Genomic DNA, 14,960 nt, shown 5'->3' on the forward strand with positions numbered 1-14,960 from the left:
ACGAAAGTCACATACGTGGAAAACACCGCTCACCACTAGGCGCCCAGCATCTGCTCACGTTTGCCGCGCCTGCCATGCAGCCGTAGCGTGGCGGCCGGTCACGTTTTCCTCACCATTGCGGAAGCCATTGCTTCATCCTCGGATTGAGGCAGCATCAACCTCGCGCAATGGGCGAATGCGCGCTCGATCCGACGGCCTAGGTGGATTTTTTCAACAGCTCCCGGCGAATGTTGCCGATGGCCCACATGGGATTAAGTCCCTTGGGGCAGACCCATGAGCAGTTGCCGATGCTGCGGCAACGGAACAGGCTAAATGGGTCTTCCAGCTGCTCGAGCCGCTCCACTGTGGCCTGATCACGGCTGTCGATGATGAAGCGCCAGGCCTGTAGCAGCCCGGCGGGACCGACGTACTTCTGCGGATTCCACCACCAGGACGGACATTGCGAGGAACAGCAGGCGCAGAGGATGCACTCATACAGGCCGTCGAGCCTGGAACGCTCCTCGGGGGATTGGAGACGCTCAATGGCTGGCGCTGGCTCTTGGTTGATCAGCCAGGGCTTGATGCTCTGGTATTGCCGAAAGAAAAGGCTCTGGTCGACCACAAGGTCACGGATGACCGGCATGCCGGGCAGAGGCCTGATGATCAGTGTGCTGGTCTTGTCTAGCGCCTCCGCTACCGACGTGATGCAGGACAGCCTGTTCTTGCCATTGATATTCATGCCATCCGAGCCGCAAACACCCTCCCGGCAGGAGCGCCGGTAGACCAGCGTCGGATCTGCTTCGTGTAGGAACTCCAGTGCATCCAGCACCATTCGTGCACGGAACTCCTCGGGCAACGACAATGACTGCATCCAGGGCTGCCGTGCCTGCTCCGGGTGGTAGCGATAGAGTTGGACGTCAATCAAGGCTCGTTGCTCCTCGAACCATTAAGGAGAGAGTGAATAGCGCCGCCAACCGGTAAGCGCAGGGTCACGGAATCCGGTCGATCAGGACAATTCAATGCGAGAAGCATAGCCAAGGGCGAGCCCGCATTCGTCGCAGTCTTGGATAGGGAACCGTGCCCCCCGCTTTGCCGGTCACAATTGCCGAATTTGGGTCGCCCTCTGCCGGCCACGACAGGGTGAGGGAGGCCAAGCGCGCGGAAGGGACAATGTTTCGGCTAGGAAACCACCGCAGAGGCAGAAGCAAATCGGCGATTTGGAGGCAGGTGATAAATCGCCCCAGTGGATCGCCCCCAGAAGACTCTGGCAGTTGTTAACAGCCTCTGGTCGATATCGGCGCGTCCATCTTCGTTGGGTCCAACTCCAAAGCGGTTCTGGTGTAAAACCTTCTGCTGTTTTCACACAACCTGGGGAGGCAGCTGACTCTCGCCAAGGGCAGCAAGCCAAGAGCAGACATTCGCATGCCTTTCGGCCAGTCCCATCGAAACGCAGGTTTGCAGATCACACTGGTTCAAAGACCCTGATAGCGCCGCTCGAAATCACTGGCTAACTGTTCAAGTGTGATGCTTCCCAAGCGGTTTAGAAGCAACGCCTGTGCCGCGTCAAACGCGTCTGTCAGCGCTGCGTTCACCGCTTGTTCGACCAGGCATTGTGGATGGTCGGTCGACAAACCGATGGCGAAGAGCGAAGACGAGCCCAAGGCCTGATGAATATCCAGCAGGGTCATATCCGCCAGCGGTTTCGCCAGCGTCCACCCTCCCCGGTGCCCCTTTTCTGAGCGCACATAACCCTTGTCCTTGAGCAGCGCCATGGTCCGCCGGACCACCACCGGGTTGGTACCGAGCATCTGCGCAATGGTATCGGACGTGGCGGGCTGATCATGGCGAGCCATATGGATCAATACGTGCAGCATGCGGGACAGACGCGTGTCATTTCTCATGTAGGACGGTTTCCTGAATTACTGTCGGGGAGTATCGCTCGACACACCAAAAGTTACGAGACTGTTGACACCCCAATGTAATGTAACTTACGTTGTATCTAGATTTCTTTCGACCGGTCAAACATCCAGAGGAATTGATCCATGGTTCATGATGTGACCATCGTCGGCGGTAGCTATTCCGGAATTTCCGCAGGCTTGCAACTGGCACGGGCGCGCCGAAAAATACTGGTGCTCGACGCAGGTCAGCGCCGCAATCGGTTTGCTAACCACTCATATGGATTTCTTGGTCAGGACGGCCGCGATCCCGGTGCGATAGCCAGTGAGGCACGAGCCCAGTTACTGGCTTACCCAACGGTGGAGTGGCTTTCTCAACCCGCCGTCCAGGCGAAAACGGGCGACGGTGGCTTTGTGGTAACCATCGAGAACGGGCAACAATTCGCGACGCGGCGTTTGATCCTTGCCACAGGGGTGGTGGATGAGCTGCCTGAGGTTCCCGGGCTGTCAGAACGATGGGGGCAGCGAGTGTTTCATTGTCCGTATTGCCACGGATATGAACTTCACGGCGGACAAATTGGTGTATTGGCGGCATCGCCACTGGCGATTCACCATGCACTGATGCTACCGGACTGGGGGCCAACCACATTATTCCTCAACGAGGTATTCGAGCCGGATGCCGATCAGTTGGCCAATCTGACCAGGCGCGGGGTTACGGTAGTGGCAGAGCCAGTCTTGTCGGTCGGCGGAGAACAAGCCGATGTGACCCTCGCCAGCGGTCGAGTGATCAAACTTGCCGGATTGTTCACCCAGCCTCGGACCCGTATGGGCAGCCCATTGGCTGCGCAACTGGGTTGTGAGTTTGAAGCGGGTCCGACGGGCGAATTCATCAAGGTCGATGCGATGCGCGAAACCAACGTGTCCGGAGTGTTTGCCTGCGGGGATGCAGCGATAGGCGCAGGCAATGTCGCAATCGCCGTGGGGGACGGCGCACGCACGGGCTGCGCGGCACACCAGTCGCTGATGTCTCGCTGAATACGGGCGGCGGTAGACTGGCGATTACCCACGAATCAGGGTTTCCGCGTTAGGTCGGTTAAGTCGAATGCAGGTAGCTTACTGACCGGAATCCTTGTCGACGCGGCCATTGTCAAAGGGCTGAAAGCGACCGGATCCTGCCGTCACGGACGGCTGCAATGGGTCGGTAGCAGACCAATACTCCCGCTTAACTCTTCGAAAACTGAGCACATCTGTGCGGGATCCCCGGCCCCCAAGGATCAACGTTCGGTAAACCGACGAGCTCTAGTCATATAGTGTTCATCCGTGAAACCTAGGTATGGATGTGCGATACCCATGGACGATGGTGTAGGCCCCAAGCCAACGAATAGGGTTTGTCTACCGGCAATCTGGCATTCGGAACGAGCGCAAAGTCGAGTCGAGTTCAGAACCAGACCGGTCCCATTCGCCGCGCGAGCGGTACCCTGACGAGAGCTTTCACCATGACCGATGAGACCCAAGGAACCACCCGCCGCGCCCTGATGAGCGCGGGCGTAGCCGCCGCGACCCTGGCGGTTGCCGTCCCCATGCTGGCAAGCCCGGCGAGCGCTGCCCAGGCACCGGCCGCCACGGGCGCACGCTGCAAGGAGCAAGGGTCGGGATATTTCACACTGCGTGACGGCACCCAACTGTTCTACAAGGATTGGGGCAGCGGGCAGCCCATCGTGTTCCACCACGGCTGGCCGCTCTCGGGAGACGACTGGGACAATCAGATGCTGTTCTTCCTCGCCAAGGGGTACCGCGTGATCGCTCATGACCGCCGTGGCCATGGCCGCTCCACGCAGACGGCACAAGGCAATGACATGGATACCTATGCCGCCGACCTGGCGGAACTAGCGGCGCACCTGGACCTGAAGAATGCCGTGCACATCGGCCACTCCACTGGCGGTGGCGAGGTCGCACGCTACGTCGCGCGCCATGGTGCCGGCCGCGTTGCCAAGGCAGTGCTGATCGGCGCTGTACCGCCGATCATGCTGCAATCCGAGAAAAACCCAGGCGGACTGCCGCTGAAGGTCTTCGACGGCTTCCGCGAGGCACTCGCCGCCAGCCGTTCGAACTTCTACCACGACGTGGCGGCAGGCCCCTTCTACGGCTTCAACCGGCCGGGTGCGAAGGTCTCCGAAGCGGTGATCGACAATTGGTGGCGCCAGGGCATGAATGGCGGCGCCAAAGCTCATTACGACTGCATTGCAGCCTTCTCGGAAACCGACTTCACGGAGGATCTGAAGCAGATCGCGGTGCCGACCCTGGTGCTGCACGGGGAGGACGACCAGATCGTCCCCATCGACGACTCCGCGCGGCTCTCGATCAAGCTGCTGAGGCACGGCACCCTGAAGACCTACCCCGGCCTGCCCCACGGCATGTGCACCACCCACGCCGACACCATCAACGCGGACCTGCTGGCCTTCATCAGGAGCTGACGGCGGCATAACGCAAAAGGCCCGGCGCGTTCGCACCGGGCCTTTTGCGGTTCAGAGCTGCGACAAACCGCCATCGACACACAGGTCGACGCCGGTGATGAAACTGCTGTCGTCGGATGCAAGGAACAGCGCCGCGTTCGCCAACTCTTCCGGCCGGCCAAGACGGCCCAGCGGAATCAACCCGGCCAGCTGCTTTTCGAACGCGCCGAACTGCGCCTCGCCGATCCCCATCTTGCCGATGATCGGGGTCAGCACCGGACCGGGGCTCAGGCAGTTGACGCGGATGTCGCGCCCCTTGAGTTCCGCCGCCCAGCTGCGGGCGAAGGAGCGCACCGCCGCCTTGGTCGCCGCATAGACCACGTGGGCTTCCAGTGCCTTCAGGTGGGCGATGGACGACACCAGCACGATGGAGCCGCCGTCGCGCAGCAGCGGCAGCGCTTTCTGGATGGTGTAGAAGACGCCCTTGACGTTGATGTCGAACTGCTCGTCGAACTGCTGTTCGTCAACCTGATCACCCGGAGCCGGGCGAATGATGCCGGCATTGGCGACCAACACGTCGAGGCGACCGAAGCGCTCGCCCACCTCCTGATACAGCGCGTCCAGATCCGCCAGCCGGCTGGCGTCCGCGCAGATCCCAACGGCGCTTTCACCGATGAGGCCGACCGCCTCCTCCAGCGCATCCCGGCGGCGCCCGGTGATGACCACTTCGGCGCCTTCCAGGGCGAATCGCTGTGCGGTGGCCAATCCGATACCGCTGTTGCCGCCCGTGACCAGGGCGACCTTGTTGCTTAGCTTTCCCATCATCTCTCCAACGTGGCTTGTGCATGAGCTCGTTCAAGAGGTCGCAGATCGGGGGCGCGCACCAGGCTCTCGTGCAGGGGCAGATAACGCTCGATCTTCTCCGCCAGGCGCTCGCGGCGCTCGGTTAGTTGCGCCTGGAGTGCATCCAGCGCTACCAGCTTTTCCAGGTGCTGCTGCAGGCAGGCGAGGAAGCCCTCGCTATCTTCCTCTTCCTCCAGATACTGCAGCAGGCCGTGGATCTGCCGGGTGCTGAAGCCGCACTCGAGCAGCTCACGAACCCAGAGCACGCGCTGGACCATGGACGAGGCATAGTCGCGATAACCATTGTCCAGCCGCGACGACTCGATCAACTGCCGCGACTCGTAATGGCGCAGCGCCCGTGTACTGACGCCGGCGCGCAAGGCCAGCTCTCCGATTTGCATGTTGACCTCCGATGGGAGAACTCTGAGGGCTTGACGCTAGTGTCAAGGTCAAGCCCCCCTTTGGCTTTTTCAGGCGTCCTTCTCGGGATGCGCCGGCAGGGTGAACTGCACCACCGCACCACGGGGCTGGTTGGCGCTGGCCCAGAGACGACCGCCATGGCTGTCGATGATCGAGCGGCAGATCGACAGGCCCATGCCCATGCCGGTGGCCTTGGTGGTGTAGAACGGGGCGAAGAGCAGGTCCGCATTGCCCTCGGCGAAGCCCGGTCCGCTGTCGCACACCCTCACCCGCACACCATCTTCGTCGTACTCGGAGCTGACCAGCAGGCGGCGCTCGCTGGCAGGCACACCGCCCATGGCTTCCAGCGCATTGACGATCAGATTGAGCATCACCTGCTGCAACTCGACCCGATCGCCCTCCACTTCCGGCAGGCCGTCGGCAAGTTCGACGCGCACCACGGCGCCGCATTTGGCTGCCTCGCCGCGGGTGAACTCGACCATTTCGCGCAGCGCCGCACTGACGTCCACGGGCTGCCTCTGCGGCGGGGTCTTGCGGATCAGCTGGCGGATGCGTCCCAGCACCTCGGCGGCCCGGTTGGCATCCTTGATGATGCGCCCCAGCACCTGGCTGACCTCGCCCAGCTCCGGCGGCTGCGCACCCAGCCAACGCAAGGCGGCATTGGCATTGGTCACGGTGGCGGCGATTGGCTGGTTCACCTCATGGGCGATGGACGCGGCCAGCTGCCCCATGGTCGCCACCCGATTGGCGTGGGCCAGTTCTGTCTGCACCTCGCGATAGCGGCGTTCGCCCTCGCGCACGCGCTCCTCGGCCCGTTTGCGCTCAGTGAGATCGAGCACGAAGGCCACACCCTCCTGCAGGCTGGCCTCGAAGGCTGCCAGGCCAACGATCACCGGCACGCGGCTGCCATCCTTGCGGATGTATTCCTTCTCGAAGGGCTGCGCATGCCCCGTCCGAATGGCCGTAGCAAGATGCGCCTGACTCAGTGCCAGGGATTCGGGCGGTGTCATGTCGTGCCAGCGCACGCGGCCGGACAGCAGATCGTCGCGCTCGTAGCCGACCATGCGCAGGAAGGCGTCGTTGGCTTCGGCTATCTCGCCGCCTGCACTCCAGACGATGATGCCGATGATGTTGGCGTCCACCAGTCGACGAATCTTCGCCTCGCGCTCCGCCGCATCGCGGTACAGACGCGCGTTCTCCAGTGATATCGCCGCCTGCGAGGCCAGCAGTCGCAGCACGGCGATCCGCGCCGGGCTGAATACACCGGCCGATAAGTTGTTCTCCAGGTACAGCGCACCAGTGAGCTTGGCCTGGTTCATCAGCGGCATGCAGAGGATTGAACGCGCGCCGTGCTGGCGGACATAGGGGTCGGTGGTGAAGGCCGGCTCGGCCATGGCGTCTTCCAGGCACAGGCTCTCGCCGGTGCGCAGCACCTGGTAGAGCACCGTTTCAGCCAGCGCGGCCGCGCTGATCGGTTCGTTGCACAACAGCATCGCCCCATCACCGACAGTTGCCAGCGCCGCGATGCGCGGCTCGCCCGCTTCGGCGAGGACCAGCACGCCGCGTTCGGCGCCGGCCTGCTCAATGGCGGTGCGCATCACCATGTCGATCAGCTTCTCCAGGACGATCTCCCCCGAGGCGGCCTGGGACACCTTGAGCACCGTGGCCAGGTCCAGGTGCTCCACCGGGGTGGCGATGGTCGCGGTCGGGCCAGGCGCGGGCTCCTCGATGCGCAGGTAGCGATAGCGTCCTTCAAGTTGACGTACCTTGCCGTCGGCGCCCCAGCGCAGGTAGCCGTAGCGCGCGTCCTGCAGGTAGACGCGGGCGATCTTGGCCAGTCCGCGACTGCCGTAGAAGCGCCCTGCCAGCTCGTTGGCCAGCGCCTCGATCTGCACGAAGCCGTTGTCCTGGGCTTGGCGGATGGCCTCTTCGTAGAGCAGCTCGGCGTCAACCAGCCGCCCTTCGATGTGCGCGATTTCTGCACCCACTAGTGCAACGCGGCAGGCGAAGGATTCGGTGCACTGCTGCGCCCACACCTGCAACTGCACGTGATGGCCGGTCAGCTCGTGCAAAAGGCCGGGCCGCTCGCCGGCCTCGATGACATCGAAGCTGGCGGCCAGGGTCAGCGCCGCGTGGAAGTGATACTCGGCCTCCTCGGTGAAGGACTCCACCACCCACAGCAGCGCCTTCGCCTGCCTCACACAGTCCATGGCTGCGGTGTAGTCCCCCGCCATGTAGCGCGCCTGGAGCTTGCGCGTCCAGTACTTGGCCGCTGCCAGCGCAAGGTCGGGTGTGCTCTCTAGGTGCGCTTCGAAACGCGCCTCGTCGAAATGCGGATCGTCGAAACATCCGAAGGTCGAGGTCTGCCCGCGAAGCGTACGGATTAGCGCCAGTTGTGTGCTGATGAAATCCACCACCAGGCCGAAGCGCACCTTCTGCGCATAGGCCAAACCCTGCTCGGCCTCTTCGTGCACCTGCGCCAGTGGCTCGCCGAGGAACAGCACATCGGAGTTGTGACCGTTGCCGGCATAGGCGGCGTAAGCCAGGTCGCCGACGCGGTTGGCCGCGACGAAAGCACGGCGCAGCAGTTCCCGGCACTCGCGTACCGGCCGCATCCAGCGCGCCACGAACATCGAGAAGCACAGGTAGGTTCGCGCTTCATGGCGATTCAGGCCGCGCCGATCGACCAGCTCGCAGCCCAGGCGACCAAAGCGATAGCCGGCCTCGTAGTCGCCGAACCGCCGGCCGGCAACTCTTCCCACATTCGCATAGAGCATGCAGGAGGCGTCGCAGTTGCCCCGCTCCAGGCTTAGGCTGACTGCCTTGCAGATGGTCAGACTGGCCAGGTTGGCGTCGCTCTGCAGCGCCGGGGCGAACAGCTTGCCGAGAGCGTCCAGGGTTGCCAGGGAAGCGGCATCCTCCATCAGCGGCAAGTCGATCAGCTGTTCGATACTGCGCTCGCCCAGTTGCGTCCAGATCTGCTGGTATTCCTCACGCACCTGGTCGTCGTCCGGGTGTGCCGACCAGTGGATGCCGACTGCTTCCAAGTAAGCCAGGCACACGGCGACCGCCCTGTCACTGCGATCCTGTAGCAGGCACACGTCCATCTGCAGGCAGGCCACCGCCGCCTGCTCCACCGTGGTGGTGGCGAGTTGCGTCAGCGCGGTGAGGCGCTCGTCTGCCTGCGCCAACTGGCCAGTGAGGAATTCGCACTCGGCGCGATTGAGTTCCAGAGCGAAACACAGGTCGTGGCGGCGTTCCCAGCAATCGCTTTCAAGCAGTTCCGCGCCCGCGCTTAGGTAAGCCAGCGCCGAGCTGTAGGCGCTGGAGGCCTTGGCGCGCTGCCCGGCCAGCAGGTTGTACTCGGCCAGTTGTTCACGCTCGGCGCTGGCTTCGATCAGCCCAGCGCCGCGATTGAGCTGGCCGACGATTTCGAAGATGGCCTCTTCGCGCCGCTGCGCCGGCGTCTGCTCGGCCAGCAGACGACCGATGCGCAGGTGCGCCTCGGCACGGGAGGTTTCGGCGATCAGTGAATACGCTGCCTCGTGAATGCGGTCGTGGGCAAACGCGCAGGCGCCCTCCACGCGCTCCACCAGTTCCTGGCGCACCGCAGACCAGAGTATCGAGTGGACCTTGGCCGACGGCAGGTCGAGCACAGTCGCCAGGGTATCGATCTGCGCCATGTTGCCCAGGCAGGCCAACTGCTGCAGGGCCTCGCGGGTTTCCAGCGGCAGGCGCGCAAGCTTGCCGACCATGAGGTCGACGACATTGTCGGTGAAGCCCTTGGCGTGGATGCGCTCGGGCTCCCAGCGCCAGCGCCGGGCTTCATGGTCATAAGTCAGCAACTCTTCCTCGGCCAGCGCCTGGAGGAACTGGATGACAAAGAACGGGTTGCCGGCGGTCTTGTCCTGCACCAGCCGGGCCAGCGCCACGATGCTCGGCGGCGGACAGCGCAGGGCCTCGGCGATCAACTGTTCGATGTGCGCGCGGGCCAGCGGTGCCAGGCGGATCTCGTCGATGCGCACGCCGGCCTGGCGGATGGCTTGCAGCTTGCGCGTCAGCGGATGACTGGCGTCCACCTCGTTGTCGCGGTAGGCGCCCACCAGCATCAGGTGGCGCAGCTCCGAATGGGTGAGTAGATCTTCCAGCAGGTCGAGGGTCGCCGCATCGAGCCATTGCAGGTCGTCGAGGAACAGCGCCAGCGGGTGATCAGCGCGGGCGAACACCCCGATGAAGCGGCGGAACACCAGCAGGAAGCGACGCTGAGCCTGCTGCGGCTCAAGCTCCGGCACCGGTGGCTGATCGCCGATAATCAGCCGCAGCTCGGGAATCAGATCGGTAATCAACCGGGCGTTGGGCTCCAATGCCTCCAGCAGTGCACTGCGCCAGCCCTCCAGCACGTCACCGCTCTTGCCCAGCAGCGTGCGCACCAGCCCCTGGAAGGCCTGCACCAACGTCGAGTAAGGAATGTCGCGCTTGTACTGGTCGAACTTGCCGGAAGCGAACAACCCGCGAGGCGGCACCAGCACCTTGTGCAGCTCGTTGACCACCGACGACTTGCCGATCCCGGAATAGCCCGATACCAGCACCAGCTCCGGCGTGCTGCTGGCGACGATGCGCGCGAAGGCCTCCACCAGCACCTCGACCTCATGTTCGCGGCCGTAGAGTTTCTCAGGGACCAGTAGGCGATCCGGCGTGCCCTGCTCGTCCAGGCTGAAGGGCTCGATGCGTCCTTCCCGTTGCCAGTCGTCCAGGCAGCGGCGCAGGTCGTGCTCGACGCCGGCAGCACTCTGGTAACGCTCCTCGGCGGTCTTGGCGAGCAGCTTGAGGACGATCTGCGAGAGGATCAGCGGCACGCCGGCAACCCGTTCGCCGGGCGGCAGCGGCTTGCGTGCGATGTGGCAGTGCACCCACTCCATCGGGTCGCTGGCTATGAACGGCAGCGTGCCGGTTAGCATCTGGTAGAGCACCACACCAAAGGCATAGAGGTCGCTGCGCGAGTCGATGGAGCGGTTCATCCGCCCGGTCTGTTCCGGCGCCATGTAGGCCAGCGTGCCGGCAATGGTCTCCGGTGGTTCGGGCGCCTGGCGCTCGCGCGGCAATCGCGAGGCTAGACCGAAGCCGGTCAGGCGTGCCTGGCCATCGGTGCAATTGACCTGGATGTGGTTCGGCTTGAGGTCCTTGTGCACCAAGCCACGCTGGTGCAGGTGACGCAGCGCCACGGCGATGTCCACGGCCAGGCGCAGGCAGGTTCCGGTTTCCAGGGGTTGGCGCAGCAAGCGTGACAGCGGCTCGCCGCCGGGATCATCGAGCAGCAGGCGGGTCTTGCCGCCTTCGCGGTGCAACGCCTGCGGACGCAACGCCCAGGCGCTGTGCAACTCGTCGCGCAGACTGTACTCGTGGGCCAGCCGCTCCAGCGTGGCCGGCAGTGGATGTTCGGCGGCCGGGCGCACCAGCAGTACGCTGACACCGCCATCACCGGATGGGCGGGCGCGGCAGAACACCCGCTCGCCGTCGTCCCATAGGATCTTCTGTTTGCTGGCCATCGGCTCGGCAACCTCTCAGGGGTTTCTGCTGCCCCCGAGTGGCGGTCAGCGACTGTCTTGCAATCGGTTCAGGTCGTCCGCTGCAACGGCTCGACGCCCAGGGCCTCGGCCATACGCACAAGGTCGGCGACCGAGCGCGCAGCCAGCTTCTTCATCACCTGACCACGGTGAACCTTCACGGTGACTTCGCTGAGGTTGAGCTCGGCAGCGATCTGCTTGTTCATCAACCCCGCCACGACGAAGCGCAGCACTTCGCGCTCGCGCAGGGTCAGCGCCTCGAACGCCTGGCGCAGCGCCGCGCCGGCCTGCTCGGCCTGCAGCCGTTCGCCATCGCGGGCCAGGGCGCTGGCCACCGCGTCGAGCATGTCCTGGTCGCGGAACGGCTTGGCCAGGAAGTCCACGGCACCTGCCTTCATGGCCTTGACCGTCATGGCGATATCGCCGTGGCCGGTCATGAACACGATGGGCATACGCACCCCGCTTTTCTCCATCTGTTCCTGGAACGCCAGGCCGCTCTCGCCGCGCAGGCGCACGTCGAGAACCAGGCAACTGGGAACGTTACGCCGGGCAAAGGACAGAAAAGCCTGGGTCGAATCGAAGGTCTGCACCTGCAGCCCGATGGAGCGCAGCAGGCCATCGAGAGCGAGGCGCATGGACTCGTCGTCATCGACCACATAGACCACCGGCTCCTTCGGGCCTTGCGGCGGGTTGGAATGCGACGACGAGATCATCTTGCCTCCTTTTGGGACCGCGACACTCGCGGTGTGCAGGTCAAAAAATCTAGTCCATGATGGGGCCCGCGGCAAAATGCCAGCCCAATGGTCATGGGGGCCGGAGCGGTGCCTGCAGATTCGGCCATGGCGCGCGCCACGCCGCTGCTGCGAGCAAGGCTAGCCTGGCGAAGCGGAGCGCCGCCAGGCCAGAAAACCCTGAATATCGGCCACACCTATGGCCCTTGAAGTACCCGGCCACTGTCTATCTTCCACCCGGCCACCCGAACAGGCAGAACCCCGATGGCAAGCGCCTTTACTCCTCCTTACCCACTCCCCGTGACGACACCGATCACCGTCGCCTTCGTCGCCTACCCACAGATGGGCCTGCTCGACCTGAGCGGTGCCCAGACTGTGTTCTGGGCCGCCAGCAAGGCCCTGACACAGCGCGGCCTGCCGGGCTACCGACTGCTGACGGCAAGCCTGCGCGGTGGGCTGGTGAGCACCGTCGAAGGACTGTCGGTGGATACAAGCGCCCTGGCTGAACTCGGCCTCGCCGAAATCGATACCCTGGTTGTCCCCGGCGCCCCGGACATCTGCGAAACCCTCGACAGCCACGGCGATCTGGCGGCCTGGCTGAACCACGCGGCGCCCAGAGTGCGCCGAGTTGCATCGGTGTGCAGCGGCGCCTTCCTGCTGGCCAAGGCCGGACTGCTCGACGGCTGTCGCGCCGCGACTCACTGGGCCATGTGTGAAACCCTGCAACAGCGTTTCCCGGCCTTGGAAGTGGACGCCGACGCGATCTTCATCCAGCAGGGCGCGGTCTGGACCTCGGCCGGTGTCACCGCCGGCATCGATCTCGCACTGGCGCTGGTGGAAGCCGACTGCGGTCGCGAGGTCAGCATGCAGGCGGCGCGTGAACTGGTGGTGTACCTCAAGCGCCCTGGCGGGCAGGCGCAGTACAGCACCCTGCTGCAATTGCAGACCCAGGACAGCCCGGCCTTCGACGAGCTGCACCTGTGGCTTGCGGAGAATCTGGGCGATGCGGAGCTCACCGTGGAACGCCTGGCCGAGCAGGCGAAGATGAGCCTGCGCAACTTCTCCCGCGTGTACAAGGAACGCACCGGGCGCACGCCGGCCAAAGCCATCGAACTGTTTCGCCTGGAAGCGGCGAAACGCCTGCTGGAAAACTCTTCGCGCAACATCGAGCAGATCGCCCGCGCCTGCGGTTTCGCCGACGAGGAGCGGCTGCGCAGCACCTTCCAGCGCCACCTGTCGATCTCGCCGCGCGACTACCGCAGTCGCTTCACCCGCTGAGCATTTCAGCCGTGCTCAGGCCACGGCCAGCGCCAGCGAACGCTCCGGCTGCAGCTCCAGGTGACGGGCGAAACAGCCGCGCAGCCAGCGCTCGCGTGGGTCGGCATGGCTCGTGCCGCGCCAGGCCATGGACAGGTCCGGGCTCGACAGCGGCAGCGGTGCGTATTCGGCGCGTAGGCCTTCCACCCGCGCCATCGCCTGCGCCACATAGTCGGGCACGATGGCGAGCATGTCGCTGCCGGCCAGCAGTGCCGGCAAGGCGCTGAACTGCGGCACCGCCAGCACTACCCGGCGCTGCCGGTCATGACGGGCCAGCGCGCGGTCGACATCGTCGGTCACCTTGCCCAGCGCGGATACCGCCACATGGGGCCGTCGGCAGAACTCATCGAGGCTCACAGGCCCCGCCGCCGAGTCCGCGCGCAGCAGCATCGGCTGCACCGGGCGCAGGCTGCGACAATGGGCGCTGGCCGGCAGCTCCTGCGCCTGACCGATACCCAGAGAGATGTCCCCTGCGACGAGCAGTTGCGGCAGTTGCCAGGCATCGACCCGGCGCACCACCAGGGTGATGTTCGGCGCCTCGGCGCGCAGTTGCTGCATCAGCCAGGGCAATAACGCGTACTCGACTTCGTCGCAGAGGCCGACATGGAAAGTCTCCTCGCTGGTGCGTGGGTCGAACTCCCGCGCGCAGCTCAAGGCCAGGGCAATGCCTTCCAGGGCCGGCCCCAGGCGCACGTGAATTTCCTCGGCCCGCGCGGTGGGCTCCATCGCTCTCCCGCTACGGATAAACAGCGGGTCGTCGAACATAGTCCGCAACCGGTTCAGCGCACTGCTGACGGTGGTCTGGCAGAGGAACAGGCGTTCGCCCGCCCGTGTCACGTTGCGCTCGCGCATCATGGTTTCGAAGACAACCAGCAAGTTGATGTCAGCATGTCGCAGGTCATTTCTGTTCATGGTTTCGCCCGCCTGGTGAAGTTGCATCCGAACAGCCTTTCGCTGGGCCCGCTCACTTCTCCAGGCTTGCGATGTGATTGCAGATTATTCAGGCGTAGCCTTCGAGTCAGTTGTACATGGGTGCTATGTCGCCACCCATTGGTTATGCGGACTAATACCTGGGTATTGCTCCGGAAAACTTGCCGACATAAATATCATCGAGACTAGACTGCAAGCCGAGATATCCATACCCAGGTGTTGCCCGACTATACCTAGGTATACTTCTCGGACTTGTTCGACGGCGTATCTTGCAAGTACGGCAGGCGCCGCCACGAGCGCCCCAGAGGATGCAAAATACGCAAATGCGCAATAAGGCTGTCATTGCAGTAGTCGACGACGACGAATCCCTGCGCACCGCGCTGGAGGGCCTGCTGCGCGCTACCGGCTACCTGGCGCTCACCTATGGCGGTGCCCGCGAGTTCCTCGACTCCGAAGGCCCGGAACTGGCCGGCTGCCTGATCTCCGACATCCAGATGCCAGGCATGTGCGGCGTCGAACTCTACGAGGTGTTGCGCAGCCGTGGCCTGGAACTCCCAGTGATCTTCATGACCGCCTACCCCGGCGAAAAGCCGCGCATCAACACCGAAATGCCCGGCGTCATCGCCTGCCTACCCAAGCCGTTCGAGGCCGACCAGTTGCTGGACTGCATCGAGACCGCCCTGCTGCCCAAACCCTGAGTTTCAGAATTCCCCGCCAAGTTACTGCGCCCACGCATTCCCGCGCGAAAGAGCACTGCACGCGGCCTCACTCGATACCTTCGTATAGTTCCCTTCCACACATGCGTAATTCCCGCACACCGATGTAGAA

General features: G+C 64.0%; 11 protein-coding genes. 4 read left to right on the forward strand and 7 right to left on the reverse strand.

The genetic code is table 11. The features are described from left to right. Positions 1 to 196 precede the first annotated feature (196 nt). Both PKB_RS21520 and PKB_RS21525 read right to left on the reverse strand, forming a co-directional pair. Positions 197 to 904, reverse strand: coding sequence for a succinate dehydrogenase iron-sulfur subunit (locus tag PKB_RS21520; RefSeq protein ID WP_043254358.1), 708 nt, complete (start codon positions 902 to 904; stop codon positions 197 to 199). Between the two features lie 547 nt (positions 905 to 1,451). After that, positions 1,452 to 1,880 carry an Rrf2 family transcriptional regulator gene (locus tag PKB_RS21525; RefSeq protein ID WP_043254360.1) on the reverse strand — a complete coding sequence of 143 codons (429 nt, stop codon included), beginning with the start codon at positions 1,878 to 1,880 and terminating at the stop codon, positions 1,452 to 1,454. A gap of 141 nt (positions 1,881 to 2,021) precedes the next feature. On the opposite strand from PKB_RS21525, the gene PKB_RS21530 reads away from it, so the two are divergent. Both PKB_RS21530 and PKB_RS21535 read left to right on the forward strand, forming a co-directional pair. Next, positions 2,022 to 2,909: an NAD(P)/FAD-dependent oxidoreductase gene (locus tag PKB_RS21530; RefSeq protein WP_043254362.1), complete on the forward strand. Its 888-nt coding sequence runs from the start codon at positions 2,022 to 2,024 to the stop codon at positions 2,907 to 2,909. Positions 2,910 to 3,370: 461 nt separating this feature from the next. Beyond that, positions 3,371 to 4,348 carry an alpha/beta fold hydrolase gene (locus PKB_RS21535; RefSeq protein ID WP_043254363.1) on the forward strand — a complete coding sequence of 326 codons (978 nt, stop codon included), beginning with the start codon at positions 3,371 to 3,373 and terminating at the stop codon, positions 4,346 to 4,348. A gap of 51 nt (positions 4,349 to 4,399) precedes the next feature. Here PKB_RS21535 and PKB_RS21540 read toward each other — a convergent pair whose 3' ends face one another. The 4 genes from PKB_RS21540 to PKB_RS21555 form a co-directional block, all read right to left on the reverse strand. Continuing rightward, a complete protein-coding gene (locus PKB_RS21540) occupies positions 4,400 to 5,149 on the reverse strand; it encodes an SDR family NAD(P)-dependent oxidoreductase (RefSeq protein ID WP_043254365.1) in 750 nt (249 codons plus the stop codon). After that, a complete protein-coding gene (locus PKB_RS21545) occupies positions 5,149 to 5,571 on the reverse strand; it encodes a MerR family transcriptional regulator (RefSeq protein ID WP_043254367.1) in 423 nt (140 codons plus the stop codon). The genes PKB_RS21540 and PKB_RS21545 overlap by 1 nt, the downstream gene beginning before the upstream one ends. 69 nt (positions 5,572 to 5,640) lie before the next feature. Beyond that, positions 5,641 to 11,136 carry a trifunctional serine/threonine-protein kinase/ATP-binding protein/sensor histidine kinase gene (locus PKB_RS21550; protein WP_043254369.1) on the reverse strand — a complete coding sequence of 1,832 codons (5,496 nt, stop codon included), beginning with the start codon at positions 11,134 to 11,136 and terminating at the stop codon, positions 5,641 to 5,643. A 68-nt stretch (positions 11,137 to 11,204) separates the two neighbouring features. Further along, positions 11,205 to 11,867: a response regulator transcription factor gene (locus tag PKB_RS21555; protein ID WP_043254370.1), complete on the reverse strand. Its 663-nt coding sequence runs from the start codon at positions 11,865 to 11,867 to the stop codon at positions 11,205 to 11,207. A gap of 360 nt (positions 11,868 to 12,227) precedes the next feature. Here PKB_RS21555 and PKB_RS21560 point away from each other — a divergent pair, with 360 nt between their 5' ends. Next, positions 12,228 to 13,163 (forward strand): GlxA family transcriptional regulator, encoded by a 936-nt coding sequence (locus tag PKB_RS21560; RefSeq protein ID WP_084166687.1) that lies wholly within the window; start codon positions 12,228 to 12,230, stop codon positions 13,161 to 13,163. A 15-nt stretch (positions 13,164 to 13,178) separates the two neighbouring features. Here PKB_RS21560 and PKB_RS21565 read toward each other — a convergent pair whose 3' ends face one another. Further along, a complete protein-coding gene (locus PKB_RS21565) occupies positions 13,179 to 14,114 on the reverse strand; it encodes a LysR family transcriptional regulator (RefSeq protein ID WP_043257626.1) in 936 nt (311 codons plus the stop codon). Positions 14,115 to 14,455: 341 nt separating this feature from the next. On the opposite strand from PKB_RS21565, the gene PKB_RS21570 reads away from it, so the two are divergent. Beyond that, positions 14,456 to 14,830, forward strand: a complete 375-nt coding sequence (locus PKB_RS21570) for a response regulator transcription factor (protein ID WP_084166688.1) — start codon at positions 14,456 to 14,458, stop codon at positions 14,828 to 14,830. Positions 14,831 to 14,960: the final 130 nt, after the last annotated feature.

The organism is Pseudomonas knackmussii B13 (assembly GCF_000689415.1).
Taxonomy (GTDB): domain Bacteria; phylum Pseudomonadota; class Gammaproteobacteria; order Pseudomonadales; family Pseudomonadaceae; genus Pseudomonas; species Pseudomonas knackmussii.